Annotated in this window: 25 protein-coding genes and 4 pseudogenes; 9 read left to right on the top strand and 20 right to left on the bottom strand. The window is 58.8% G+C overall.

The genetic code is table 11. From position 1 onward, the window contains the following. Positions 1 to 509: 509 nt before the first annotated feature. From CD04_RS0112900 to CD04_RS0112875, 6 genes and pseudogenes are all read right to left on the bottom strand, one after another. Positions 510 to 972 (bottom strand): annotated as a pseudogene (locus CD04_RS0112900) (IS5 family transposase); the annotation flags it as partial. 162 nt (positions 973 to 1,134) lie between these two features. Beyond that, positions 1,135 to 1,686 (bottom strand): annotated as a pseudogene (locus tag CD04_RS24170) (IS66 family transposase); the annotation flags it as partial. 196 nt (positions 1,687 to 1,882) lie between these two features. Further along, positions 1,883 to 2,239: a hypothetical protein gene (locus CD04_RS23775; RefSeq protein ID WP_156030263.1), complete on the bottom strand. Its 357-nt coding sequence runs from the start codon at positions 2,237 to 2,239 to the stop codon at positions 1,883 to 1,885. A gap of 90 nt (positions 2,240 to 2,329) precedes the next feature. Beyond that, complete coding sequence (locus tag CD04_RS0112885) at positions 2,330 to 3,028, bottom strand: succinate dehydrogenase iron-sulfur subunit (RefSeq protein ID WP_031407380.1); 699 nt, start codon at positions 3,026 to 3,028, stop codon at positions 2,330 to 2,332. Between the two features lie 298 nt (positions 3,029 to 3,326). After that, positions 3,327 to 4,594: pseudogene (locus tag CD04_RS21880) on the bottom strand (IS256 family transposase). 464 nt (positions 4,595 to 5,058) lie between these two features. Further along, positions 5,059 to 6,096, bottom strand: a complete 1,038-nt coding sequence (locus tag CD04_RS0112875) for an IS630 family transposase (protein ID WP_031407379.1) — start codon at positions 6,094 to 6,096, stop codon at positions 5,059 to 5,061. 234 nt (positions 6,097 to 6,330) lie between these two features. Here CD04_RS0112875 and ctaD point away from each other — a divergent pair, with 234 nt between their 5' ends. From ctaD to CD04_RS0112860, 3 genes are all read left to right on the top strand, one after another. After that, positions 6,331 to 7,965: a cytochrome c oxidase subunit I gene (ctaD, locus tag CD04_RS0112870; protein WP_031407377.1), complete on the top strand. Its 1,635-nt coding sequence runs from the start codon at positions 6,331 to 6,333 to the stop codon at positions 7,963 to 7,965. A gap of 70 nt (positions 7,966 to 8,035) precedes the next feature. Beyond that, a complete protein-coding gene (locus tag CD04_RS21875) occupies positions 8,036 to 8,374 on the top strand; it encodes a cytochrome c (RefSeq protein ID WP_231480577.1) in 339 nt (112 codons plus the stop codon). A 22-nt stretch (positions 8,375 to 8,396) separates the two neighbouring features. Continuing rightward, a complete protein-coding gene (locus CD04_RS0112860; protein ID WP_031407375.1) occupies positions 8,397 to 8,762 on the top strand; it encodes a c-type cytochrome in 366 nt (121 codons plus the stop codon). 73 nt (positions 8,763 to 8,835) lie between these two features. Here CD04_RS0112860 and CD04_RS0112855 read toward each other — a convergent pair whose 3' ends face one another. The 7 genes and pseudogenes from CD04_RS0112855 to CD04_RS21870 form a co-directional block, all read right to left on the bottom strand. After that, positions 8,836 to 9,735 (bottom strand): heme o synthase, encoded by a 900-nt coding sequence (locus CD04_RS0112855; RefSeq protein ID WP_051849162.1) that lies wholly within the window; start codon positions 9,733 to 9,735, stop codon positions 8,836 to 8,838. Next, positions 9,732 to 10,463: a glutathione S-transferase family protein gene (locus tag CD04_RS0112850; protein WP_081857931.1), complete on the bottom strand. Its 732-nt coding sequence runs from the start codon at positions 10,461 to 10,463 to the stop codon at positions 9,732 to 9,734. Before CD04_RS0112850 ends, CD04_RS0112855 begins: the two co-directional genes overlap by 4 nt. A 235-nt stretch (positions 10,464 to 10,698) precedes the next feature. After that, complete coding sequence (locus tag CD04_RS23770) at positions 10,699 to 10,857, bottom strand: hypothetical protein (RefSeq protein WP_156030262.1); 159 nt, start codon at positions 10,855 to 10,857, stop codon at positions 10,699 to 10,701. A 657-nt stretch (positions 10,858 to 11,514) separates the two neighbouring features. Further along, positions 11,515 to 12,504, bottom strand: coding sequence for a DNA-3-methyladenine glycosylase (locus tag CD04_RS0112835; RefSeq protein ID WP_051849161.1), 990 nt, complete (start codon positions 12,502 to 12,504; stop codon positions 11,515 to 11,517). Beyond that, positions 12,501 to 12,869, bottom strand: a complete 369-nt coding sequence (locus CD04_RS0112830) for a DUF488 domain-containing protein (RefSeq protein WP_031407363.1) — start codon at positions 12,867 to 12,869, stop codon at positions 12,501 to 12,503. The genes CD04_RS0112835 and CD04_RS0112830 overlap by 4 nt, the downstream gene beginning before the upstream one ends. A gap of 56 nt (positions 12,870 to 12,925) precedes the next feature. Further along, positions 12,926 to 13,225, bottom strand: coding sequence for a carboxymuconolactone decarboxylase family protein (locus CD04_RS0112825; RefSeq protein ID WP_231480633.1), 300 nt, complete (start codon positions 13,223 to 13,225; stop codon positions 12,926 to 12,928). Positions 13,226 to 13,381: 156 nt separating this feature from the next. Further along, positions 13,382 to 14,414: pseudogene (locus CD04_RS21870) on the bottom strand (IS630 family transposase). A 242-nt stretch (positions 14,415 to 14,656) separates the two neighbouring features. Here CD04_RS21870 and CD04_RS21865 point away from each other — a divergent pair. Further along, complete coding sequence (locus CD04_RS21865) at positions 14,657 to 15,136, top strand: thioredoxin fold domain-containing protein (protein ID WP_231480576.1); 480 nt, start codon at positions 14,657 to 14,659, stop codon at positions 15,134 to 15,136. Positions 15,137 to 15,888: 752 nt separating this feature from the next. Then, a complete protein-coding gene (locus CD04_RS0112810; protein WP_031407360.1) occupies positions 15,889 to 16,647 on the top strand; it encodes a Crp/Fnr family transcriptional regulator in 759 nt (252 codons plus the stop codon). Positions 16,648 to 17,082: 435 nt separating this feature from the next. Here the strand turns inward: CD04_RS0112810 and CD04_RS0112805 are convergent, their stop codons facing one another. From CD04_RS0112805 to CD04_RS0112775, 7 genes are all read right to left on the bottom strand, one after another. Further along, positions 17,083 to 17,370, bottom strand: coding sequence for a hypothetical protein (locus tag CD04_RS0112805; protein WP_031407358.1), 288 nt, complete (start codon positions 17,368 to 17,370; stop codon positions 17,083 to 17,085). A 309-nt stretch (positions 17,371 to 17,679) separates the two neighbouring features. Next, positions 17,680 to 18,951 (bottom strand): phosphoglycerate dehydrogenase, encoded by a 1,272-nt coding sequence (gene serA, locus CD04_RS0112800; RefSeq protein WP_051849283.1) that lies wholly within the window; start codon positions 18,949 to 18,951, stop codon positions 17,680 to 17,682. Positions 18,952 to 19,011: 60 nt separating this feature from the next. Then, positions 19,012 to 19,266 (bottom strand): DUF2249 domain-containing protein, encoded by a 255-nt coding sequence (locus tag CD04_RS0112795; RefSeq protein ID WP_031407354.1) that lies wholly within the window; start codon positions 19,264 to 19,266, stop codon positions 19,012 to 19,014. Between the two features lie 28 nt (positions 19,267 to 19,294). Beyond that, positions 19,295 to 19,528, bottom strand: coding sequence for a hypothetical protein (locus tag CD04_RS0112790; RefSeq protein WP_031407352.1), 234 nt, complete (start codon positions 19,526 to 19,528; stop codon positions 19,295 to 19,297). Positions 19,529 to 19,533: 5 nt separating this feature from the next. Continuing rightward, on the bottom strand, positions 19,534 to 19,845 hold the full coding sequence (locus CD04_RS0112785; RefSeq protein WP_031407350.1) for a metal-sulfur cluster assembly factor: 312 nt from the start codon (positions 19,843 to 19,845) through the stop codon (positions 19,534 to 19,536). Next, complete coding sequence (locus CD04_RS0112780; protein WP_031407347.1) at positions 19,842 to 20,393, bottom strand: DUF2249 domain-containing protein; 552 nt, start codon at positions 20,391 to 20,393, stop codon at positions 19,842 to 19,844. Before CD04_RS0112780 ends, CD04_RS0112785 begins: the two co-directional genes overlap by 4 nt. Position 20,394: 1 nt before the next feature. Then, complete coding sequence (locus CD04_RS0112775) at positions 20,395 to 21,798, bottom strand: hypothetical protein (protein ID WP_156030260.1); 1,404 nt, start codon at positions 21,796 to 21,798, stop codon at positions 20,395 to 20,397. An 817-nt stretch (positions 21,799 to 22,615) separates the two neighbouring features. On the opposite strand from CD04_RS0112775, the gene CD04_RS0112765 reads away from it, so the two are divergent. From CD04_RS0112765 to CD04_RS0112750, 4 genes are all read left to right on the top strand, one after another. After that, positions 22,616 to 23,047, top strand: a complete 432-nt coding sequence (locus tag CD04_RS0112765; RefSeq protein ID WP_081857930.1) for a putative zinc-binding protein — start codon at positions 22,616 to 22,618, stop codon at positions 23,045 to 23,047. Positions 23,048 to 23,059: 12 nt separating this feature from the next. Then, complete coding sequence (locus CD04_RS0112760) at positions 23,060 to 23,794, top strand: glutamine amidotransferase (RefSeq protein WP_038167790.1); 735 nt, start codon at positions 23,060 to 23,062, stop codon at positions 23,792 to 23,794. Positions 23,795 to 23,959: 165 nt separating this feature from the next. Further along, positions 23,960 to 24,283: a hypothetical protein gene (locus CD04_RS0112755; RefSeq protein WP_156030259.1), complete on the top strand. Its 324-nt coding sequence runs from the start codon at positions 23,960 to 23,962 to the stop codon at positions 24,281 to 24,283. A gap of 156 nt (positions 24,284 to 24,439) precedes the next feature. Then, a complete protein-coding gene (locus tag CD04_RS0112750; RefSeq protein WP_051849159.1) occupies positions 24,440 to 26,470 on the top strand; it encodes a ribonucleoside triphosphate reductase in 2,031 nt (676 codons plus the stop codon). The last annotated feature ends 31 nt before the right edge of the window (positions 26,471 to 26,501 follow it).

Below are 26,501 nucleotides of genomic sequence, written 5' to 3'. Positions count from 1 at the left end.
AACTCCCTCATCGCGCGTTCTGCGCATCATTCGCCAACGAAAGATGCCATCAGCGAATGTCACTTCAGGCAGATCATGTTCAGAAGGCTAAAGAGGCATTCACTATACCACTATAAAGTCGAAATAATAAGTTATCCGTAAATAGCTATGCGCTTGGATAGCGCTTAATGCCTGCCGCTGATGGCAGGATCCAGAGGCTCCAGCATGCGCAAGCTACGCTCACGTTTTCCGTTGCCAAGATCGCTTTCCGCAATCGCTTATCCTCACTGCGTTGAATCTCGACGCTCCATTAGCGTCTGCGCGTCGCTAGGTTCCACCCCCTCGCGACGGCCGCGTAATCGCGATTCATCGCGTCGGGGAGGCAGCCATGCAAATTTTGGTGGCACCCATCGGCCAGCCTCGATAGCCGGCGCTAAAGTCCGCGTTTTTTGCTTCCTGCGCCATGCACTGCAGCGCAGCAGGGGGCCGGGCGTGTCACGGGCGTTGGGCGCGATGACGACGAGGGACTAGGGGACGCCAAATCCGTCCACCAGAATGCGGCGCTTGCTTCCCGTTGTCTCTACGCTCCGCGGGACCGTGGTCCACGACCTCTTGCGCCAGAGGCTCTTTGAACATGGCCCCATCGATGCTCTGCCAATGCCACGCGATGCCTTCCATCGCGTCGCATTCGGCCATGCCAGCACTCCACAACGATGCAAAAACGCCCGCTCGCTCCCAATCCAAAAATCTCTGGTGCACAGAGCTTGCACTGCCAAAGCGATCTTTTGGCAGGGCCTTCCATGAGCACCCCGTGCGCAACACGTACAGGATGGCTTCGAACACCAACCGTGCGGACTTGGCAGGCCGCCCGGCACCGGCCTTTCGCAGGTACGGGCGGTCAGCAACTCGCCTGCGCTGCGGAATCAGCGGCTCCACGCGTGCCCAGAAATCATCCGTTATCGCCCACGATTGTGCCTTCCGCTTTGCATGCATCACGCCCCCTGCGCTAAGCGCCCCACTGTTCCGGTCGTATCGCATTATTTACGGATATCATTTAAGCCCGCTTTGAGTCTTGCCACTTGATGCAAATCAACAAATCCCGATTTCGTTTGACTTCAAGCTAACTGAGGCCCCGATATGTGCGTCCGCAAGCCAGTGTCGGCGGACGATGCGGCGGTACGCATTGACCTCCACCCCCAGAATCTTGGCATCCTGGGTATCGGGAAACGCGCTCAACCCGAGACCGCAGTGCGGACACTGCGCTTGCAGCGTCACCTCCTTGACGCTGGCTGGCAACGCCTGCGCGCGCGTGCGACCGTGACCGCGCCGCCCACGCTGCTGGCCCGCGGCGGGTCGGCGCTGACCTGGCACACCGCGTTGATCGAGCGCGACTGTTTCGTCTTGGCGGCAAACACGCGCAGGCGAAGGTCGCGGATCTGTGCCTGCGCGGCCTCCAGCGCCGCCTTCAACTCGGCTTCACGCTGCGCAAATCATGCTTTCTCGGCCTGATGCCGGCGTTCCACGAATTCGATGCGCGCCACCGCTCGCCCAAGCAGGGATCCGTGTGAACTTCCCTGCAGCTCCAGCTCGATGTGCTCACCATTGGTCAAGCGCGACAAACTCCTAATCAAAAGGCCTGGGCGTTGGCTCTCCCGTGTCGGGAACCGTCCCCGCCGCTGGTTCGGCGCTTGCGGCTTCACTGTTCAAAGCGAGCAGGGTAGGGTGCAAAACATTCTGCATTCAGCACGTGTTGCGCGTGACGCAATCAGCCTATGTCATCACCGAACATTTGCTTTCGTGAAGCGAAAACGTAGACACTGGCGAAGCCGGTCGCCGATAAATCGACGAGCCGGATAGCGCCTAGAGGCTGAGCCCACGGTAATTTCGGATTTGGCTTGTCTCGTCAGCCCGCAGTGTTCGTGAACGAGTCGAAGCAATCTGCGCTACAAAAGTGATAAACGTAATCGGCGCCTTCGAAACTCAGCGCGACGGTTTCAGCAAATTGCTTATGGCACTGATCGCACTCCATTGAAGGAACGGCCTGCGCAGCGTGCTCAGCGCCCGATTGAGAGCGCCCAGGTTCGCTGGTGTCTCGAGGACCATATAGCGACATCGCGGGAGAATCACTGGCCGGGAAACTTTCGACCAGTGCTTCGTCCAGCAGCCATTCTTGATGCTCATCTTCTTGCTGTCGAGTTTGTCGAGAGGGGGCAATCTCGCTGGAAGGTATGCGCTTATTTGCGTTGATTGAGTCATTCATGTGTTTCTCCGTTTAGTACGCGCTCGTGGCGTACTTACGCAAAGGGCTGGTACCTGCTGGCCCTCGCTCCGTAGCTCGGGTGAAGCGTCGTCAAACGTTACGTCGCAGCATCATCGCCTTGATTTCATTGATCGCGCCCACGGGCACCAAGCCTTTGGGGCAGACGTCGACGCAATTCAGGATGGACCGGCAGCGAAACAGGCGATACGGATCGTCGAGATTGTCAAGCCGTCGTTCAGTTGCCCGGTCGCGACTGTCCACAAGAAAGCGGTAGGCCTGCAGCAATCCCGCTGGGCCCACGTATTTATCCGGATTCCACCAATAACTCGGACAGGCTGACGAGCAACAAGCACACAGGATGCACTCGTACAGTCCATTGAGCTTGTCGCGCTCCTGCGGAGACTGCAGGCGTTCTTTTTCGGGAGGTGGTTGGTCGTTGATCAAGTACGGTTTGACGGAGTGGTATTGGGCGAAAAACTCCGTCATGTCGACGATGAGATCGCGGATGACTGGCATCCCAGGAAGAGGTTTGAGCACGATCCTGGTCGGAAGTTCGTGCATGCTGGTGATGCAAGCCAGTCCGTTCTTGCCATTGATGTTCATGGCGTCGGATCCGCAGATGCCTTCGCGGCAAGAGCGTCGGAAGCTCAAAGTTTCATCGATTCTCTTAAGCCGTAACAAGACATCCAGAAGCATGTGGTCGCCGGCGTCGACTTCAAGAGTGTAAGTCTGCATGAATGGCTTGGAATCAGTATCAGGATCGTAACGAAAGACCTCAAACCTATGCATCAACGCCTCCTCGGGAGGACGGGATCATGCCGCGCCGTACACTTGGCGGCATGATCCCAGCCAAATAGCCTGTTTACTTCGTTGCCACCGCAATGCTTCAAAAAGCGAGTTCGTATTTTTTCTTTTTAGTTCGCAAAGGCCAGGAGGGCAAGCAGGTGGCCTTTGTATTGAACTGTTCGTTCAGGCTGGGTTGGGGGGATGTCCGGATTTTTGTGTTTGAGGCGCGGGAGACTTTTCCACGGCGTCGGTCGGCGCTTGCGACGAACCGAGCGACGCCGTGGGAAAGTCGGTGGTCATCTTACGCAATGGGTTTGGTGAAGCGGTCGGCATAGAGGATCGCGAATTGATTCATGGCCTCTTTCCAGTGGTTCGCCGCCCGGCCCCAGTCGGCCGTGATGTTGCGCAGGGCCAGCCAGATCAGCTTGGCCGCTGCGTCGTCGCTGGGGAAGTGCCCGCGGGTCTTGAGATCAAAGCGCAGCCGCGCGTTGATGCTCTCGATCGCGTTCGTGGTGTAGATCACTCGGCGCACCGCCGGCGGGAATGCGAAGAACGGGATCACGCGGCCCCAGGCGCGGCGCCACGCCACGCCGCCACGACCGTGGGGAACTTCTGCCCCCAGGGGCCCTGCTCGAAGGCGTCCAGCTCGGCCTGCGCCGCCTCGGCACTGGTGGCCGTGTAGATCGGCTTGATCGCCGCGGCCAGCAGCTTGCGGTCCTTCCAACTGGCAAAGTCCAGGCTGTTGCGGATCAGGTGCACGATGCAGGTCTGCAGCGTGGTGCCTGGGTAGACCGCCCCCAGCGCCTCGGGCATGCCCTTGAGGCCGTCGGTGACGGCGATCAGGATGTCGGCCACGCTCCGGGGCTTCAGGTCGTTGAACACCTTCATCCAGAACTTGGCGCCTTCGGTGTTCTCGATCCACAGCCCGAGGATGTCGCGCGTGCCGTCGGGCAGCACCCCCAGTGCCAGGTAAATGGCCTTGTTGCGCACCACCGCGTCCTCACGGATCTTCACGCGCAGCGCGTCGAAGAACACCACCGGGTACATCGGCTCCAGCGGGCGAGCCTGCCAGGCACCGACCTCGGCCATGACGGCGTCGGTCACGCTGCTGATGAACTCGGGCGAGACGTCCACCCCATACTGATCGGCCAGGAAGCCCTGGACCTCGCGCACCGTCATCCCGCGCGCATACATGGCGATGATCTTGTCGTCGAACCCGGTGAAACGGCGTTCGTGCTTGCCAATGAGCAGCGGCTCGAAACTGCCATCGCGATCCCGCGGCACATCAAGCCGCAGCGTGCCATCCCCTGTCATGACCGTCTTGCCGCTCGTGCCGTTGCGATGATTGCTCGTCGCCTCCGGCCTGGCTTGGCCACTCGGGTAGCGGCCGAGTTCGGCCCCCAGGGCTCGCTCGATCAAGGCCTTCTTGAACGCCATCGATGCGGCGTTGACCTCCGCGCCCGTCATCGGCCCGCTCACGAACTGATCAAGCAGTTCCTTGGGAATGGACGGCAATGCCGCCGACCTGGCCGCAATGGCCGCGTTCTTCAACTTCGTCTTGCTTGGCATACATGCTCCTGATTCTCATGCTATGCCTCGCACACAAAATTCCTGACGGGCTCGGTTGGGGCCTTTCAAGCACTGCACGACGATCCGCGGTCTCGCAGCCGAGGCGGTTAAGCCATCTCTCAAGGAGCCTTCCACCTATTGCTGCGTCTCCAGTTTGGCGTGCGGCCATGCCGGATGGCCATATCCGTCAGCGATGAAACCCTCCCGCTTTGAAGACCGTCGCTGCCAATCAATCACCCCTCTGAAATACCACCCTTTCGTGCGAGCATGACCGGATGGCGTCATGCTTAATTGCTGCGTTAACGTCGTGCCGAACGGGGGGCTTCCTTTGGTTGGTGCGATCCATCGAGGCATACGATCGGTTCATTCAAGAACCTATTGCAAGTACAAGGCCAGAATCGAACAAGGGGTTCTCGGGTCCACCGCTGCATGCCTTGAGGTTATTGCTCCGGCCCTGTGAAGTATTAAGCTGCGTAGCGAACATGCCGGTCCTGGAAGTAGCTCATCACACGCTGCGGGTTTTGTTCCAGCCTCGCCATGTGGTCGTTGGCAGCTTCGCGTAACTTGGCCTTGGTTCGCACCGGCACGCGTTTGCCCATCTCCTGCTTGAGATCGGCGTTGAGCCTCTCCTCAGGGTTGAGTTGGGGGCTGTAGCTTGGCAGGTAAAACAGCTCGATCTGCGCGTTGTGCAAGGCCACCCACGCCTTCACCAACTTGCTGTGATGCACCCTCAGGTTGTCCAGAATCAGGAACACCTTCTTGCCTGCATCCTTGATCAACGCCTGCAAGAACTCGATCAGCTTGTCGGCGTCAAACGCCTCGTCGATGATCATCCAGCGGGTCTTGCCCTGGTTGGTGACCGTGGCGATCATCGAGAGCTTCTGGCGCGTGCCGCCCACCGCCATCGCCACCGGGGTTTTGCCCGCAGGGGCAAAGCTTCTGCCGCGCACGTCCGTGTTGACCAGCGCGGTTTCGTCTCCCCAGTGAATTTCCGCGCCCTCAGCCCTGGCGCGCTGCTCGATGGCGGGGTATTCGCCTTCCAGCCAAGCCTGCACCGCCGCGGGGCTTTGCTCATAGGCTCGCTTGATCGGCTTTTGTGGCGTAAAGCCCCAGCGGGTGAGGTACTTTCCAACGCTGCGCACCTGCAGTTTGATGTCGAACTCCTGTTCAATGAGCTGCATCACTGCAGCGCGGCTCCACAGGTGAAAGTCCATCTTGAGTTGCTCGGGACGCGTGTCAATGATCAGGCGCTGGATCGTCTCTTCTTGCGCTTGACTGAGCACCCGACCGTCGCCTCTGGCGCGTCCGCGCCGAGTCGGCCGGATGGCGCTCCAGCCGCCAGCCTCGTACAAGTCAATGGCCGCTCGAACGGGCGGGTAGCTCAGCCCCGTCATGTCCACGATCTGCATGATCTTGACGCCCCGCTTGTGCAACCTCACGACTTGCTTGCGCCGCTCGTGAAGTTGCTCCAGTGTTTGCTTTCTTGCGTTTTCTTTTTCCATCATCAATGGATCAAAAAACTTGCTGAAAGTTCATATTTTATTGGGCCTTATCTATAGAGACGACGCGCGTGCGGCCCGTTTCATAGCGGGTTTGGCCATGCTGCCATCAGGGAAATCATGTGGTTGCATGAGAAAACATGCATTTATGATGAACCTATAAGCGCCCGGTCGTCGGCGACGTTATTCACCGCATTCCGCAATGTCGGGCATGTTCCGCTTCAGGAGGCACAAATCATGAGCGCCAAACTCGATTCCTACACGTTCGCGTCTCGCGTTTCGGCGAGCGGCCACGAAGGCCATCCTCATGGTTTGCGGCGTTGGTTTTTCTCCACGAATCACAAAGATATCGGCACGATGTACTTGGTGTTCGCATTGTTCATGCTGTTCGAAGGGGGCATCCTGGCGATGCTAATTCGCGCTGAGCTGTTCGAGCCTGGCATCCAATTCCTCAATCCACAATTGTTTCTGTCCATTAGCACGATGCACGGACTCATGATGATCTTCGGCGCGGTGATGCCAGCGTTCGTTGGGTTGGCCAACTGGATGATCCCGCTGCAAATCGGCGCGCCGGATATGGCATTCCCGCGCATGAACAACCTGAGTTTTTGGTTACTGATTCCGGCAGCCCTTTTGCTGACGACTTCCTTCTTCGTGCCTGGCGGCGCACCCGATACAGGTTGGTCGTTGTATGCACCGCTGACCATCCAACAAGGCATGGGCATGGATTTGGTGATATTCGCCGTTCACATCATGGGTGCGTCGAGCATCATGGGGTCGATCAACATCATCGTCACCATCCTGAACATGCGCGCTCCTGGAATGAGCCTGATGAAGTTGCCCCTTTTCGTCTGGGCTTGGTTGATCACCGCCTATCTTCTTATCGCCATCATGCCGGTGCTGGCCGGTGCCGTCACGATGACGCTAACTGACCGTCACTTTGGCACAACGTTTTTCACGGCAGCCGGTGGCGGTGACCCCGTGCTCTACCAGCATCTTTTCTGGTTCTTCGGACACCCCGAGGTCTACGTGATGATTTTGCCGGCCTTTGGCATTATGAGCATGGTCGTGCCTACCTTCGCACGCAAACCGTTGTTTGGCTACAGCTCGATGGTGTACGCCTTGGCGTCGATCGCGATCCTGTCTTTCTTGGTCTGGGCCCACCACATGTTCACCGCCGGCATGCCGGCGACTGGTCAGTTATTTTTCATGTACGGCTCGATGTTGATCGCGGTCCCCACTGGAGTCAAGATTTTCAACTGGGTCGCGACCATGTGGCGTGGCTCGCTCAGCTTCGAGACGCCAATGCTGTGGGCCATTGGTTTCATTTTCGTGTTCGCGATGGGCGGGTTTTCAGGTCTAGTCCTGGCAATGGCACCAATCGACACTTATGTTCACAACACCTATTACGTGGTCGCCCACTTTCACTACGTGCTTGTTGCTGGCGCCTTGTTCGCCATTTTCATGGCGTTCTATTACTGGTCGCCGAAATGGACGGGGGTGATGTACAGCGAAACCGCGGGAAAGATTCACTTCTGGGCTTCGCTCATCAGCTTTAACATTGCCTTTTTCCCCCAACATTTCCTTGGGCTCGCCGGCATGGTCCGCCGCTATGCCGACTATCCAGTACAGTTCACCGATTTCAACATGATCTCGTCGATCGGTGCGTTCGGCTTTGGCTTGGCGCAGGCGTATTTTCTTTTTGCCGTCGTCATTCCTGTACTACGTGGCAAGGGCGAAAGGGCGCCGCAACGGCCCTGGGAAGGCGCGCGCGGCTTGGAGTGGGAAATTCCTTCCCCCGCACCTTTCCACACCTACACGACGCCTCCCCTCCTCGATGAGACAGCAACACGGGTGCTGGCGTATAAATAATTGCGTCCGGCATTCTGTGCAAGCCCTTCAAACTCACCCGGTTCTCTGCACTATCTGCTCAGCAGTCTCCATGACATCGATTCGTCTTCGCTCCGTTTTGCTCATCTCGGCCTTGAGCGTCACACCCGTCGCACAAGCCCAAACCGCGACAGGTGGCGCTGCTGCCGGTAAAAGCAAGATCTTCATGTGCGAAGGCTGCTACAACGTCGGTGGTGGCTACAAAGTCGACTTTCCCAAGGTGTACGACGTACCCATGCTGAATGGCCAGAGCGCGGGCTACATCGTGCAGGCCCTGCAGGACTACCGCAGCGGCGCGCGTCGCAACGCGACCATGAAAGCCATCGCCAGTTCCCTGACAACAAGGAAATGGCCAACATGGCCGCCTATTACGCCCTGCCCAAGGACGTGAGCGTCAAGTGGGAAACGCCCAGATGAATCGCATGTTCGGAGGACTGCCCCTGACTGCCGCGGTTTTGGCATTCGTCGGCGCGGAGCATGCCGCCGACATGAAGAAGGGCGAGGAGTTGGTCAACAAGGGCGGCTGCATCGCCTGCCATGGCGCCAGCCTCGACAAATCCGTCGCCCCCAGCTACCCAGTCGTTTCTGGCCAGTGCGAGTCCTATCTGTTTCATGCCCTGCAGCAATATCAGAGCAAGCATAAGACGCCCCTGTATGGCCGCAGCAACCCCATCATGGGTGGCATGGTGGCGCAGTACGATGCGCAGCAATTGCATGACATCGCAGCCTATGTGGCCAGCCTTACAGGACCGCTCGACATTCGCGGCGAGATGCATTGACCGAACGCTGGGGTCATTCCCCTGGAACGAAAGGGCCGCCGATACTGGCATCTCTTTTCTGTGTGGCGTGGGTTCAGAACATCCAATAGTGATCCACCAACATCGCCGCGAACAGCAGCGAGAGGTAAAGGATCGAATAGCGGAACATCTTGCGCGCGAGTGCATCGCTGTAGCGCTGCTTTAGTTCCCAGGCGTAGGCAACGAATATGGAGTCGAGTAGCACAGCGGCCACGGCGTAGAGGATGCCGCTCATGTGCATGGCAAAGGGCATGAGGCTGGCCGCCGAAAGAAGCAGCGTGTACAGCAGTGATTGCAGTCGGGTGTAGTCCGAACCGTGGGTGACTGGAAGCATAGGCAAGCCAGACTTTCGATAATCCTCCGTGCGGTACAGCGCTAGCGCCCAGAAATGCGGTGGGGTCCACAGGAAAATGATGAGAAACAGGAGCAGCGCCTGCGCCGAGACGTCACCCGTGATGGCCGCCCATCCGAGCACTGGAGGCATCGCGCCCGAGGCGCCTCCGATAACGATGTTTTGTGGCGTCGCGGGCTTGAGGAACACGGTATAAATTACCGCGTACCCAATGAAAGTTCCAAAGGTTAGCCACATGGTCAGAGCGTTGACCTCGGTATCGAGCATCGCGATGCCCAACGCGCACAATACACTTGAGAAGGCGATGATCGAGGCCGTGCCCAGTTCCCCAGTGGCCGAGGGCCGCCAGGAGGTGCGACGCATCACCGCGTCAATCTTCTGCTCGACTAGACAGTTGAACGCGGCCGCAGCGCTAGCCACGAGCCAGATACCCAGAGTGCCGAACACCAGCGGGCGCCAAGATGGAAGCCCCGGAGTTGCGAGGAACATGCCGATGACTGCACAGAACACGATGAGTTGCACCACTCGCGGTTTGGTCAGGGCGTAAAACTGCCCCGCCGTCTGGGCCCATTTCGGCTGCTGTCGAATACCTGCAACTTTCATGCTGTAAACGGCCCCCCGCGGGGCCACACTGGTTCGTGCTCTGGGCTTGATGCCGCCCCGTGCGAAGCAAACAGCTCGCGACTTTGCGGTGCGCTGGCCCTTGCTTGCATCAGATCGAACCATGGCCCTAGCCGTAGCAATCGGCGATCGAAGGGTTGACCCACATCGTTGCCGAAATCAAGCCAGACGTAAAGCCAAATGTCGGCGGCCGTGAAGCGATCGCCGCACAGGAAAGGGCCGTCCCCCATCATTGCGTCGAGCCACGCGATGCGGTCTTGCGCGACGCGCTTGAGACCACCGGCTGCCTCTGGAACGACTGGAATTCGGCCCTCAAAGCGCCTGATCCCCTCTGCGTAGTGGTAGGCATTGTGGATGAACTCGGTAACGTTGAGTTCGACGCGGCGCCACCACATCCGGGTTTGCGCCCGATTCAGCGGTGTGTTGCCGATCAGCGCCGGCTCGGGGTGAAGTTCTTCGATGTATTCAGCGATCGCCACGGCTTCGCCCAGTACCGTTCCGCCCTCGAGCTCGAGGGCGGGAGTTTGGCCAGCCGGGTTACGAGTCAGATAAGCAGTCTGGCGGTTTTCCCCCTTGAGCACGTTGACAGTCACGCTCGGTACGCGCAGACCTTTTTCAAGCAGGAACATTCGAAGGCACCTTGGTGCGGGGCTCGCAGCATCGAACAACAGCTTTGGCCACCCCGTTTCAGGACTGAGTTCGGCATGCATGACTCAGCCAGCTTCGCCGACGAACAAATCGATGTGCTCATCCTCGAGAGAGAGACAGATGTATTCGATTTGTATGCTCACGCCGCCCGGAGAGCGTGGGTCGCACAAGCAGGACTGGAATGCACACGCGTTTGATGAACTCACGGTGGTTTCTCTAACCTCGTTTGAGTGAATCTGAAGGCCATACGATTGCACTATAGGACGCCTTTGTCGCATGCACAATACCACTTCGGGTTCACGCCTTTGCGACTGCTGACAGGTATTTTTTCCAATTTTGGCTTTGCGTCTTATCCGTATTGGAAAGCGGATCTGCAAGATTTTGTCGCACGCAGAGCTTGCCACCAAGCGTGGTGTCCCACGCCAAACAAAATATCATGGAGATCTTGCGACGCATGACCGCAAACGCCGACGTGTGAACCACGTCGCGATGCTGGTGGGGAGCCGCCCAATCGGGTGTCTTCTATCTGTCTGCGCGACGCGCTGGATTTGATGGCCGACGATTAATCGCCGATCGGGCGATTAGGCAGCGACGGCATTCAGTGCGCACGCACCCATTGTTGCGCTCTTCGCCCCAGATCCGGACGCGCGTTGCACGTTCTACGCAGAGATAAGCACCGCGAGACTGATCACTGGCCTCAATGCAGCACCTGCAGCTTGAGGCGTACGCCTCGAAGCGCGCGTGACAAGGGAGCCACGCCCACACAGCGTATTCATAGCCAAACGGTATGCATCGCGTTCGATGCGATATAGGGAAAAGTGCTGCAAAAGAAGTGATACCCCGCACAGCACCAGACTCTTCCCGGTATCGTCGAACCCATCGACCCGGGGGCGAATGCGACTAGTCGTCCCACCCAACGTTACTGCAAGCTTATGAGCGTCGGCAAGAACCCAGGGTTTCCGGCGTAGCGGCAGGAGAACTTGCACATCAGCGCGGCTCCCGCGTTGGCACGGTTTGCCGCGTGCCAAACAGTCCATCCGTTGAATCCGGCGTTTGCGTCATGCTCGTTGCCCGTGAGTAAGGCGAGATCCAGGCGCCACATCGCATCCCATATCATGGGACGTCGGACTTTTGAACCGTAATGGGCATCGGAGTCATTTTTGCGCCCTGATCGCCACCTCGACCTTGCGGCTCCAACTCGCCAGCGGCTTCAAGTCTTTTGAGAAGAATGTGAAAATACACCATCCCCGCATACGGCTTCCAGTCCGCCACTAGGTCCTGGGTAGACTCCGCGTCGAGTTTGGCGGGAAGCGCCAGCCACAGCGCTAAGTGCTTGTGCGCGGCAATGTCATCGACCGGAAAAACTGCCAAACGCGAAAGCCCTCTCAATGCGATGTATTGCGCGCTCCAGCGCTTGATACCCCGCAGGCGCGAGAGCAGGCGTTGAGCCAGCTCATCACCTGCTCGGTTGAGTTCTCCCTCATCCAGTGTGCCATCCTCGATCGCCTCCGCAGCGCCGAGCAGATAGCTCGCTTTCCGTCGACTCCAACCGCTTGCGTGCAATGCGTCGGCGCCAGCCGCTAAGACCACGGTAGGCGTGGGAAACGGGGGCGCCCCAAGCATGATGTCGCTCGTCAGCGCAAGCTCTCGGGCCAGTCTGCCGAGCAACACAATCCCACTGGCCAGACTCACCTGCTGACATGCGATGGCATTGGCAAGCGCCTCGAACAAGCTGGGAAAGCGCGGTGGCTTCATGCCACGATAGCGCGCCGCCAGTGCCGCCAACGCTGGTTTGGTCGCGGTAAAGCGGTAAAAATCGCCTAGATCCACGTCCATTCCTAGCGTGCGGCGCAACGTGGCAATCACCCACTCGCGCGCCGCAGCCGTGCAACCGGCACGGCCCTCGACGTTGACGGCGAGGGTCGGCGCATCAATCCCACCATGCTGCATGACCTCAAGGCGCAATACCGTTGAGTCGAAGATCAGGACTCGAACATAACGCGAGCCGTCCCATGCGTCGATGCGATTTCGCGGATGCCGTCGCAAAGCCCATACTGTCAAATCGAGCCGAAACGGGGCAAGCGGCACAAGCGCGAACCTCATGACGCCCCGTTCCTGCAGCGTAAAAACCTCAGCAGCGCCAGCGCATTGTTGTGCGCTTCATCATGTGCTGCGTAAAGCAAGGTTGCATGCGTCTGCTTGGCCAGCTCGGCCTTGAAACTTTGGACGGCCTCCGCATGAGTGTGCAGTTCCCCGGCATAGCGTCGCTCGAATTCAGCCCATTTCGCCGGGTCATGGGCAAACCAGCGGCGCAGCGCGTCGCTCGGTGCCAGCTCTTTGATCCACGCATCGATGCGCGCCTTCTCCCGGCTCAACCCCCGCGGCCAGAGCCTGTCAACGAGCACGCGGAATCCGTCGGACGGGTGAGGCGCTTCGTAGACCCGTTTGATGCCGAGGTTATTCGCCATATCGACATCCATCGCGAGTCTCTGGCCTTTTGGTGTACAGCTCCTGGCAGGCACCCTTAGCTTTCCTTGCCATCTTCCTGACGCATCGTATCTAGCGCCAGAAGCGAATGTGCATACGCGGCTCCCGCGCGCATTTCGGCGGCGACCCAAATCGCTTCCATGATTTGCTCTCGGCTCGCGCCAGCCTTGCGTGCAGCTTTGGTGTGGCTGCGGATGCAATAGGGGCATTGCGTCACATGCGCGACTGCCACGGCAATCAGCTGTTTAGTTCGCACGTCTAACGTGCCCTTGGCGAAGGCCTGGTTGCTAAATTGCTGAAAGGCGCCAAGCTGATCCGGTGCAAGGTCTTGGCGCATCTGCACCAACTCGCGATCAGCTCGCGGATAGATGGGGGACGTGGGCATTGAACTTCTCCAGCGTTTCGCGACAGTCGCCATCATGTCTAATTTGCAAAACCCTGGCGATTAAGCATGCATTCCGTTGGGGTCCTATTGCTCCGGCCCCATAAAGTCTCAACCGGCGGCATAGTTGACCCTGGGGTCCTGAAAATAGCGCATCACTCGTTCGGGTGATGTTTCCGGCATAGTCATGTGCGCGTTGGCCGCATCGCGCAGTTTGGCCTTGGTTCTGACCGGCACCCGTTTGCCCAGCGCCTGTTTGAGGGCTGCGTTGAGCCGCTCCTCTGGATTGAGCTCCGGGCTATAGCTGGGCAGATAGAAGACTTCGATTTGTTTTGTTCTCTGCGCCAGCCAGGCTTTCACTGGTTTGCTGTGATGCACCGGCAGATTGTCCAGAATCAGGAAGATCTTCTTGCCCGCGTCCTTGAACAGCACCTCCAGGAACTCGATCAGCTTGTCACTGTTGAAGGCCTCGTCGATGATCATCCAGCGCGCCTTGCCGCGGTTGGTGACGGTGGCGATCATGGACAGCTTCTGGCGGGTGCTGCCCACGGTATAAGCCACGACGGTGTCAACTGCCGGTGCATAGCTCCTGCCGCGCACATCGGTGTTGACCCGTGCGGTTTCATCACCCCAGTGGATCTCGCCTGCCTCTGCCTTGGCCTCGATGGCGGGGTCGTGCTCATCCAGCCAGGCCTTGACCGCTTCTGGGAGTTGCTCGTAAGCCTTCTTGATGGGTTTTGTGGCGTGAAAGCCCAGCGGGCCAGGTACTTGCCCACGGTGCACACGCCCAACTTCAAACCGCACTCCCGCTCGATCAGTTGCATCACGGCGGCCCGACTCCACAGGAAGAAGTTCATCTTCAGCTGCTCGGGGCGCTTGTCACAGATGGTCTTTTGGATGTGAGCTTCTTGCTCGGGCGTGAGTAAGCGGGCATTGCCCTTGGTGCGCCCACGGCCTGCGGGTTTGATGGCTGGCCAGCCGCCTTGCTCAAACAGATCAAGAACCTTGCGCACTGCCGGGTAGCTCAAGCCGGTCATCTGCACCAACGCCATGACCTTGATGCCCCGTTTGTGCAGCCGGATGACTTGCTTGCGCCCTCGTGCAACTGCTCCAGTGTTTGGTATCTCGCGCCTTCTTTTTCCATGCCATTTTGGAGCACCACATCGCCCGAAAGTTCGACTTTTATGAGGCCGGATCGTTGGCTGCCCTATTCCTACCGTGGTGATGGGCGCGCCCGAGAGCATCGAGAAAGGCATCAACAAAGCGCGCCCCGGGGCGGGTGCCAGCGATGAGCAATCTTCCATGGCTTGCGGCGGTGCACATGGCTTTCCGCCATCCCGGAGATGCACCAATGAATCGATATCGACGCACCCCATTGCGCACCGCATGCGTTGTCGCCATTGGCGCTACCTCCTTGGCATTGCCCCGCTGGCCACTGCGCAACAAACGCAGAACTCCGCAGCCACAAAGGCACTCGCCGATATAGGAAAGGCTACGGTTATCACTGAAGGCAAGGGGCCGCATGTGCTCTACATCTTTTTCGATGCCAACTGCCCCTATTGCCACGAGTTGTACACCGCTCTGGGCCCCGAGGCTGGCAAGGATGGTTTGGAATTCCGCTGGGTGGCGGTGGCCGTGCTCACCCCCACCAGCGTGACCAAAGAGGCTGCCATTCTGCAGGCACCGAACCGCCTTGCCGCGTTCCGCGAGAATGAGCACACTTATGGTAAAAGTCCGAATGGAAAAGGCAGCTGCATCGCCCCGGCGGCCGAGGTGTCGCCCAAGACCAGCGCCATTCTCAATGCGAACAACGCTTTGCGCGAAACTACCAAGTCTCCGGGGGGGGGCCACGCGGCTCTACCGTGACAAACCGGGGGAAGCGATGATGGTGGCCGGTCCGCCGAATCCGCGGCAGCTCAAGGCAATTCTCGCCAGCGTGAAGTAGGGCGCTCGCCAGGCTACGGGGGCGTAGGCGTGGAGTCCATGCACCCCTCCACCTTGTACCTGTCGACTGGTCCGCACCCAGGAAAGATGGGGTTTATCACCCACCGCGAACCGAGTGGGCAATTGGCGCGTCCACGTCACCCCGGCAATCTGTTGAACGTCGCTTCTGTCGGCGGCTTCCCCAACACGGTCGCCAAAGCAGACCGCTGGGTGCATGGCAAGGTGCGTGACGCGTGCGGCCATGGCGTGGGTAACCGTCGAGTGGCCGCAAATGCGCGGGGGTCTCTGGCGAACCGGCCGTGTGTGGAAGATGCGAGGTAAGTGGAGCTCGAAACTCACTGTGTCAGTCGGTGTGTCTGCTGGACGTGTGACTGGCTCCGTGGGCAAGCCCTGGCTGGGGAGCGCACGGCCTGAGAGGCCGTTAGGCGGCCATGCAAGGGGCGGCTCGCCTGCCTAGGCATCAAGTGTTGACCCAGCGCAAGGCGAAGCCAAATAGTCCCGCCTATAAAGTGGTAATGCAGTTACCGTTTATATTGGGGGCGCCAACCCATGATCGCTATTGAAACCGATGTCCGCTCGTCTTCTCATGCCGCACCGTACGCTCACGTAGGGCCCACCCGGGTGCTCGGCGTCAAGCAACATTTTGCCGGTGCAATCGGCAATGTGGTCGCGTGATGGGTGCCGACCAACAGGCAAACCAGAATTCGCAGCTCTTTCCCATATCCATCGCCGCTATGGAGCGGACGTCGCTATGGGACGGCGCAGGCGTCGACGCCACGAGCGCAGTGTTCGCAGCCGGTCATATCGCCGGCAGATTTCATGCAGTCGCGGCAGGCGAGTTCTTGTATGAGCGTGGCTCCCCGATGCGCCACCTTTATGTGTTGATGAGTGGCGCCGTGCAGGTGTCGCTCAGCGAAAGATGCTTAAACGGGGGTAAGCGTGAGCGAATAATTGATCTCGCGCGTGCAGGCGCTCTGATCGGCTTCGCGGACTTTGCGGCCGGCACACATCGTGCGGACGCAACGGCGATTGGTGACTGCGTCGTGTGCCTGATCACACCGCGAGCGTGGGATCGAGTAGCAGCGGGCAGCTTTGACGTTCCGCCCTTGGCCGAACTCGCTGCTTCTGAATTGAAGCGCGCTTTGCGCCACGCGATGCGCTTGCGCCTCAGCGCGATGTCGCGCCTCGCAGACTTCCTTTTGGAGTTGGGCCAACAAAATGGACTGAACACACAGGGCAGTCAATCCGTGCTACTTCCCAGCGGGAAAAATCTGGCCAACTACCTCGGCCTGCGCCCAGAAACGCTGAGTCGAATTTTTCACAAAATGGAATCGCTGGATTGTTTCCGCCGTGTCGACCGTCGCGTTTTGGGCGCCGTCGATTGGTCACTTCTGAGGAAAATCCGCGCGACAACTTGCCGCAGACACGTGTGACAGGCGCAGCCACGCGATCTCCCGGCGATCGGGATTCTGCGCATTGTGCGACACGCGAGCGAGTCAAGTGTTGAAGAATAAGGCAGCTCTTGGTGCTGTCTGCGCTGACGCTCGGCGCTTGCCACGGCGCTCACCCGGAGCGTATGAGCGGAGAAAGAGGGGCAATCATTGGATTTCCGGGGGTCTATCGAATACGCCCGCTGAGGCCCTGGGGGGCACGCTCCGGCATGGTTTTCATCGTTGGAATCATCGTTTGCTCCGACGTCCTGCAGCGCGTGTCGTCCCTTGCAGAAGAGCGACTGGAATGCGTTCCGCCACCCGCTCACTTTCGGTTCCGGCTTGCGATCATGATGGCTCGGATGAGCGCAGGAACCGACCATCAGCGGTAGGCGCGCCATGCGTGGCATGCGGTACGGAGGGTGATGCGGGCCATGGTCAGCCCGCCATGCAATAGCCCGGACTCATCCCGCTTGGTGTGCTTTTGCCGCGTTTGATTGCATCGCATGGCACGGTGTAATCGGCCGCACTGCAGTGGGTCATCGGCACACGGCAGGCAAAGCCCGCTTCGCGCGTGGGCTTGCTGCCACTAACCAGCAAGCCATCTTCGATGGCTTGGGCGCTGGTGTAGACATAGACGGTTTGGCCGAATGTGTCCGAGGAAGCGATGATCTGAGTGGGGGGCTCATGGTGCTGCTCGGTGTGGAGAGCCACACGCGCATTCATGCAAACTTCCTTGCCGGAAGGCAACGCACTGTAAAGGACTCTGGCGGGCTCTTCGGCGCTGGCCTGCGGCGCACTCCTCCCATTGCCTCGATCCATCAACGTCTATGCCCGTCGTGTTCGGCAAGACCTGACGATAGTGTCCTTTGGGCACCGAGAGCGTTTGCTTCGAGAGGGCTATCGAGCGGTTGCGCCACGGGAATCACTGGGTTCAAGTCGATCGCTCAAACGCGATGCCCACCGGTCATGGTGGGTGCGGGCTCGCATCAACGTGTATTCAGTCATCTCGGCGCTGACAGGGGCCAGGGATGCTCAGTACAAAATCCGGCAACGCAACGTGCCCGGCAGCTGGCGCAACGCGGCCAATGCCGCATCCGAGTGAGTGGCGTCCAGATCAATCACGACATAGCCAATGGTCTCTCGGGTTTGCAGATACTGCGCAGCGATGTTGATCTCGAAGTCAGAATAAATCTGGTTGATGCGGGCAAGAACGCCAGGAATGTTGCGATGGATGTGCAGCAGGCGGTGTTTCCCAAGGTGTGCAGGCAATGTCACTTCGGGAAAGTTAACCGACGAAGTGCTCGTTCCATTGTCGCTGTACCTGATGAGTTTTTCCGCAACTTCGATCCCGATGTTTTCTTGCGCCTCCATCGTCGATCCACCGATGTGCGGCGTTAGGATCACGTGATGGAGGCCGCACAGTGAAGACTCGAACACTTCTGCGTTGTCGCGCGGTTCGTGTGGGAACACATCCACGGCGGCGCCCAGCAATTGTTTTTCACGCAATGCCGTGGCCAGCGCATCGATCCTGACGACGGTACCTCGCGAGGCGTTGATCAAGACGCTCCCAGGTTTCATCGCGTGGATTTCCGCAGCTCCGATCATCCACTGCGTGCCGGGGGTTTCGGGCACATGCAAACTCACCACATCGGCTTTGACCATGAGTTCGCTGAGGGTGCCTACCTGCTGGGCGTTGCCTAGCGCCAACTTTGCGACCACGTCATGGAAGAGGACTCGCATACCCAACGCCTCAGCCAAAACCGACAGCTGGCTGCCAATCGCGCCATAGCCAACGATACCGAGCGTCTTGCCGCGGATCTCGTGAGCATTGGTGGCCGATTTGAGCCAGACGCCGCGGTGTGCCGCGGCATTTTTCTCAGGTACGCCTCGCAGCAGCAGAATTGCCTCGGCCAGTACCAGTTCCGCCACAGAACGGGTATTGGAAAAGGGTGCATTGAACACCGCAACACCGCGCTCTCGCGCCGCAGCTAGATCGACTTGATTAGTGCCGATGCAAAAGCAACCCACTGCGACGAGCTTGCTGGCATAGCCGAGCACCTCGGCGGTGAGTTGGGTGCGCGATCGGATCCCGATGAAATGAACGTCAGCAATTTTGCGCTTCAGTTCGTCGTCGGCTAGCGCCATGGGAAGGGCTTCGATCCGCGCGTATCCTGCGGCGTTCAGGATGCCAACCGCCGACGAGTGGATGCCTTCGAGCAGAAGGAACTTGATCTTGTCCTTGCCAACCGACGTCGTGGACTTGGTGCGCTCGGCGTCCGCGACGGTTCGTGGCCTCGTTGAGATTATGTTCACCGTTTTATTGCAGCGCCGGGCGTTGGAGTGGATCGCTGTGCTGAGCGCAACTCAGGTCGCGTCAGCCGAAGCGTTTGCCGTTTTGCCGATTCGTACTCGCCAGGTCTCGGGACCAGATTCAAGGTAATCCCAGGTAAATTCCCCGGGATGCTCGGCATCGAACTGGTAATACAACGGCTTCGGGTCATGATCGTTGATCAGGATGAAGCTCGTTCCGTTAGGTAGGTTCTGCCAGGTTCTGAAAATGGATTGATGGCGTTGCATCGGTACGAGTTGACGTACGTCCAACTCTAGGTTTTCGCTCATGATGATGTTTCCTTTAGGTTGTTGCGGATCAAAACGCGAGATCGCCATTCGGCGTGCCCGGTTTGCCTTTGCGCCGCGGGTTGGTCAAGCTATGCATGACACCGTTCAACCGCTCGGCTTCCTTTGGCTGGTCGTGCCGAAGCAGCGACCAGCCTTGCGCCGCCAGACGGCAGGCAGCGTCGATTTCACCTCGATCGCCAAGACGAAGCAGCGCCTGCATGAACAAGCGGTTAAGTTCGGCGAGCGGATCAACTGCATCCATGCCTCTCATTCGGCGGCAATGCCGAAATGCTCCTTGGCGGCGGGGCTCATGGACTGCGGGCTCCAGCGGGGGTCCCAGACCAGATCGATGTCAACAGCAGTGACACCCTCGATTGCCGCTAGACGCTGCGTGACTCCACCTTCAATCATGTCCGAAGCCGGACAGCCGGGCGTGGTCAGGGTCATGGTGACCTTGACCACGCCTTCGTCGATCTTGATCGCGTACACCATGCCGAGGTCGACGATGTTGTAGCCAAGTTCTGGATCGAATACGTCCTTCAGCGCTTCGCGGATCTCTTCGCTGCTGGGCTGGTTCATTTTGTGTCTCCTGATTGGACGCCAGAAGCGCTTGCGCATCGAATCAAAACCCGGTACGTCCCAGACTCAACTCTCTCGCAACGAGCCTGGTGGCCGCGGGCCTCTAGCTCCGGATACAACAACAGGGGGTCACGGTCGTACCAGCCTTCCAGCACCTCAGCCGGTCCCATCGATTCAAGTGTCTCCAGGGTGGCCACCAGGGGTTCGGGAGGCATCATGCCGCGGCTGTCGAGTGTGCGAATGGGTGCGGGCCATCCACTGGCGTCGCCGCGCCCAAGTCCGCCCGCTGCAGCATCCAGCCGCGATTCCTCGGGGTCGCCTAGCGGCTCGAAGATAACTTCCCAGTCGTTCTCTCCAAGCTCTCTTTCATGATGGGCATAGCCCTTCTTCCCCATCACCGAAAAAAGTGGAACTGGCTTGAAGGTTGTGAACAGGCGCAAACTCTGTCCACATTCAAGATTGCCCACCGCTTGCATGATTTCGGGAAATGGTTCGCCACCGCTGTGCAGAATCGGGCGCACGTCGAGCGTCAGAGGTGAAGTTGTCATGTCAGTCTCCTTGTAGCGGGTGGGAAGATGGGGAATCGAGCGTCGGCGTAGTCTGCGCGGTTGATAGCGCCTTCGGCCTAGCCAGTGGCCTTCTCGGTGGTCGTATGGCGCTCGGCTTGGCGGTCGGGTCGGGATGGCGCGCCCGCCAGAGTTCGACAACAATCATCACGGTCGCCGTTAGTTGCAGAACCGCGGCGATACGCCAAAGCACAGGCTGTCTGCCAGCAAGGGCAGCGCTGGCCAGTATCGCGGCCACGAAATACAGGATGAAACCGGGCGTGGCACGCGCTTCGTCGACAAGATCCTGGACCAGTGGCACGGGCCCTTTGCCGAGCCTTTTGCCGAAGACCTCGAGCCAAGTGAGAAACGGAACGATCTTGTAAAGCTGACCCAAGCCGAGGCCTGTCAGACCACCGAACACGAACAAATAGCCGATCGCCCCGGCAAAACGATCGAGTACGCCTGACGCAAGCGCCAGCGCCCCGAGCACTAGAGCCAGGGCTATCAGGAAGAGCGCTGCGGCTGCGGTTAGGCTGTTCAGTTCCAGGCGACGGCGCTTGCGCGCGCGGTAAAACTCAAGGATGTCGGCCGCATAAAACAGTGCGCCGAAACCGAGCGACGCGGCACCAGACGCTTCGACTGGTCCGACCGCCACGCTGCTCCAGAGTCCGGCCAGACCTCCGAAGACCAAAAATCCCAAACCAGCGACCGTTAGGATCAACGCTGCATATGTACTACGCCGCGGCTCGTCGGGTGCCAGCATGAACATGGATAACAAGCGATAGCTGACCCCCATGACGGTTAACATGAACCAGCCGCCGAATCCGGCCGCGACGTGTAGACCCAGCCCGCCATCGATTAGCGCAAGCAGGAGTACCGGCGGCTGGGGCAGGGCGAATGCGAGAGCGAAGCCGAGGCCGATCAGCCCGGTTAGCAGCAGAAAGACCAGGCCAAAGGCGATGAAGTCGGCGGCTAGCGGCAGCGGGCGTGCGCGCCACAGTGTGAGCGCAAGGTTGATCATGCTCAACACGAAACCAATCAACACTAGGCCGCCGCCGACCGGCAAAAGGGTCGTGGTGAGGAGTGGTGCACCCCCCAGCGCCAGGAAGCCGGCAAGCATGATCGCCAGCCCCGAGACAATCGCCGATAGCGAATAAAGTGGAAGACGCTGGCTGACCAACGACGTGTTTGTGATCACGGGAACAAACTGGTACAGCGCACCCAGTATCAACAAACTGAGCCAACCGATGGTGATCAGGTGCACCCCAATCAGCGTGCTGGGGGCACGCAAGGCTGCCAGCGGGTTCACATAGCCCGCAACGACCAGGATCTCGGCCAGCACGAGCGCAGCGATGGAGCAGCCGAAGTACGTCATTGTCCAACGTGACACCTTCGATCCGATCATCAACATCTCCTGGTTTGGCTTGAAAAGAGGTATTCTAAATACAACTTTATATGATCCCGGATAAAGCCCGGAACGCGCGCCGGGTCTTACCCCAAGAGCAGAGTCAAGAATGGTGGCAACGGCCATAGCGTTGTCGAGCTTTGCCTGGGAATGCCTATTCGTGGCCAGTTCGGCATTGACGCCGAGGCAAATCGCCACCAGCAGACGAACGCGGTGGCCTCGCCTGCCCAAGCGTGGTGCTCCCTATGGGCGCACGTTTTTTTCATGCGCGACGCTTGTGCCGCCACCGGTCTGAGTCAACGAAGCTCATGGCTGCAACTCCTGACTGCCTGGCGGACCGAAGCACTCGTATTGAAGGAGAGCAAGCGCTCGCGGATGCGATGAATCAACAGGCCCAACTGGGACATCGAGACTTCGAAAGGCGAGCAGGATTTCAAGCGCGACGCCCGGGGGATCCCTTGTGCGGTAGTGCCATAAGGGCCACCACGCTGATAGATCTGCACTGGCGAATGGTGTGTGAGACCGCAGCCTCCTTTGAAGCATCCACTCGGCCATCCTCGTTTTTCGGAATACACCCCAATAAAGGCAGATCAAAGCAGCCAGGCTGCAATCCACGGCATCCGCTGCGAAATTTGAAGAGCGCTGCGGCAAAACATGAACTACAGATGCGTGGCGCCTTTAAGATTCATTGACAATTCATCTTCAATAATCTAGTCTTGTTTCGATTGCATTTGGGCCGAGATCCGCGCTTCCGGATAGACACGCGGCTTGCATCCCACGAGTGAGATACACGCAATCGACGCAATGGAGTGCATGCATGACACGATCGGATAAATCGCCTCCGCCAACCCTCGTTTATGCTTGCTCGGGCTGCTCGAGCGCCGCGCAACTTGCAAATCATTTGGCGGTACGCATGGATCGCAACGGCGATGCCGAGATGTCATGTATCGCGGGTGTAGGCGGCCGTGTGAAACCTTTGGTGCTCATTGCGCAGCGGGCAGCGCAGCAAGGGCGACCGATCTTGGCCATCGATGGTTGTCCACTGGCCTGCGCCAAGAACAGCTTGGCCCAAATCGGGGTCGTGCCAACACAGCACCTGCAGCTTGCCGAGCATGCGGTGCGCAAGACGGCGCATGCTGATTTTGACTCGCAACAGGCGCAGAGCCTACTGACACGTTTTACGCAACGTGTGCGTGAACTCAATGCCGCATACGAGTATGGCGCGGAGCCTGTTGCATCCCCGGTGTGACCCACTTGCGCCATGCTCGATCGTGGGTTGCGCCGCGCCATCGCGATCAGACACGTCGCGTTTGAGGATTGTGGCTCGCTAGCAGCGGCATTGCGCGCGCGTGGCATTGCGCTCAAGCATGTTGACGCTTGCACTACTGACCTGTACCGTCTGGATCCCTTCGAGCCTGAAGTCCTTGTCGTGCTTGGAGGCCCAATCGGCGTCGCCGACCGGGCCGTGTACCCCTTCATTGATGCCGAGATCAAGCTCTTGCATGCCCGCTTGCAACGCTGCCTTCCCACTATCGGGATTTGTCTCGGTGCACAGTTGATGGCAGCGGCACTGGGGGCGCGGGTCTACGTTGGCGAGCACGGCAAGGAAGTCGGATGGGGTCCCATCGAACCCGGCGCGGGCGCCGCACGCCACCCTGCCATGGCTAGCTTATTTGCCCCCGAGGTACGAGTCCTACACTGGCATGGTGATACGTTCGAACTTCCGCCTGACGCTGATCACCTGGCGCACTCACGTTTATATGCCAACCAAGCGTTCGCCGTCGGGAATTACGCTCTCGGACTGCAGTTTCACGCCGAGATCAGGGCGCGCAATCTGCCACGTTGGTATGTCGGGCATGCCGCTGAGTTAGCCGCCGCCAGCGTAGACGTTGCCGCGTTGAGAGGTGATGGCGTTGAATTTGCGCCCGTTCTGGAGAGGAGCGCCTTCGAGGTGTGGAACGCGTGGCTCGAGCGGGCTATTCGCCGCGCGTCGTAAAGAATCATCTAATTTGTGGGCCTGGCCGTAAGCGCAAGATTTGGCCTGCGCCAAAAGGCTCGCGCCGCCGGCCGACGGATGGCCATCAAGATGGGAGCTACTAGACCGAGTCGACCGTATGCCACTCGGGGCCTACAAGAGCCGTGACCTGTCGCTGAGTGCCCGTTGTTGGATCGCCCCGGCCTCAGTCGACCTGACGCGAAGAAGTTTTTCTGTCATTTATTCGAACGTGCGGCCAAGAGCGCGCAGATAGAAGAGTTCGACAAAGCTTGTCATGATTGGCAGCGCCTGCGGGTCGGCGATGCCTTCGCGAGGAATCGGATGGCCGCATCACGCGTGGTCATCGGGCGTCGACAATTTGCCTTTGAGCTTCATGACGAGCAGCGCGGCAGTGCGCCGCCGATCCTAAACGTCACCCTCGAGATCCAGCTACGCAGATCGCGGCGTGGTCTTGGGCATTCAGGCGACTTGGCGACCGAGGGTAGATGAATCTGCAAGGCCCATCAGCAAAGCGTGGGGGGCAGCCCGCGGCTGCCCCTATGCCTTCAAGGTGATGCACTTGACCCATGTCATAAACACATCTAGTGTTTTCCAAAAGATAGAAACACTAGATATAGTGTTCGCTCAAGAAGGGAGGCATAAGGGATGGACTTTGTAAAAAGCGGGACATCACAGGCTCGGCCGCTCGTGGTGATCAAGCGGGACGGCAGGCAAGAAGGCTTCGATGCAGAGCGAATTTATCGTGCAATCCAGAGCGCAGGAGCCGCCGCTCATGAGTTCGATGAGCAAGCCGCGCGTGTGCATTGCGACGCCGTGGTTGAAGTTCTGGCGCATCGATTCCACGATCGCGCTCCGAATGTAGAGCAAATTCAAGATGTCGTGGAGCAGACACTAATTGCCGCGGATCATGTGAAAACCGCGCGTGCCTACATCGCCTATCGTGAACAGCACGCCAGGCTTCGGCAGGATCACCGGACTTTGGTTGATGTGGAAAGCTCAGTGAGCGAGTATCTCAAGCGTACGGATTGGCGTGTGAATGCAAATGCCAATCAAGGCTATTCCCTGGGTGGGCTCATTCTGAACGTTGCGGGGAAAGTCACGGCCAATTATTGGCTGTCTCATGTCTATCCGGTGGAAATTGGCGAAGCACACCGCGCCGCAGATCTTCATATTCATGATCTCGACATGCTGTCGGGATACTGCGCCGGCTGGTCGCTGCGGACCTTGCTCAATGAGGGGCTCAATGGCGTTCCCGGCAAGGTCGAGTCTGGCCCACCCCGGCATATGAGTTCCGCAGTCGGACAGATTGTCAATTTTCTCGGGACTCTGCAAAACGAATGGGCAGGAGCACAAGCGTTTTCGTCATTCGACACATACATGGCGCCTTTCGTGCGCAAGGATCGGATGTCTTACCAGGCCGTGCGTCAGTGCATGCAGGAGTTGATCTACAACTTGAACGTTCCATCGCGTTGGGGGACGCAGACTCCGTTCACAAATCTTACCTTCGACTGGACCTGTCCTGAGGATTTGCGTGAGCAAACGCCAAGTATCGGGGACGAAGACCAGCCCTTTGTATACGGGGAGTTACAGGCAGAGATGGATCTGATTAACCGCGCCTACATCGATGTCATGACTGCCGGGGATGCGAAGGGCAGGGTTTTCACCTTTCCGATCCCAACCTACAACATGACCAAAGATTTTCCGTGGGACTCGGAGAACGCCCAGCGCTTGTTCAATATGACGGCCAAGTACGGGCTCCCCTATTTTCAGAATTTCATCAACTCCGACCTCACTCCCAATATGGTGCGCTCCATGTGTTGCCGCTTGCAGCTCGATCTGCGTGAGCTTCTCAAGCGCGGCAATGGGTTGTTCGGTTCGGCCGAACAGACTGGCTCGGTCGGCGTCGTCACGATCAACTGCGCGCGCCTAGGCCATCTCCATCGCGGAGACGAAGTAGGCTTATTCCGCCGCCTAGACACGTTGCTTAACTTGGGCAGGCAGAGCTTGGAGATCAAGCGCAAAGCCATCCAGCGGTTGATGGACCAAGGACTGTTTCCTTATACCAAACGCTATCTCGGTACCCTGCGCAATCATTTTTCGACATTGGGAGTCAACGGCGTCAACGAAATGATTCGTAACTTTACGGCTGATGAGCACAATATCGCGACGTCATGGGGCCATAGTTTTGCCAGGCGTTTACTTGATCACGTTCGCGGCCGCATCGTTGCTTTTCAGGAACAAACAGGGCATCTTTACAACCTCGAGGCCACTCCCGCCGAAGGTACGACCTACCGTTTCGCCAAGGAAGACCGCAAGCGCTACCGGGGCATCCTGCAGGCGGGCACGCCAGCTCAGCCTTATTACACGAATTCGACGCAATTGCCAGTCGGCTTCACCGATGATCCATTCGATGCACTCGAGCGGCAAGAGCAATTGCAGACTCTCTACACCGGTGGCACCGTGCTGCACTTGTATATGGGAGAACAATTGTCTAGTGGAGCAGCATGCCGCGAGTTGGTACGGCGCGCACTCACACGTTTTCGGCTGCCCTACATCACCATCACGCCAACATTCTCCATCTGCCCGAAACATGGCTATCTGTCTGGAGAGCACCACTTTTGTCCTAAATGCGACGAAGAGGCATTCGCGCGCAAGCGAGGTTTGCTCGCGGCTTAATTCATAACCTTGCCCACCATAAACCCAGGAG

Source organism: Thiomonas sp. FB-Cd (assembly GCF_000733775.1).
In the GTDB taxonomy this organism is placed as follows: domain Bacteria; phylum Pseudomonadota; class Gammaproteobacteria; order Burkholderiales; family Burkholderiaceae_C; genus Thiomonas_A.
Note: the sequence above shows the minus strand (reverse complement) of the source record. Positions and strands in the feature narration are given on the sequence as shown.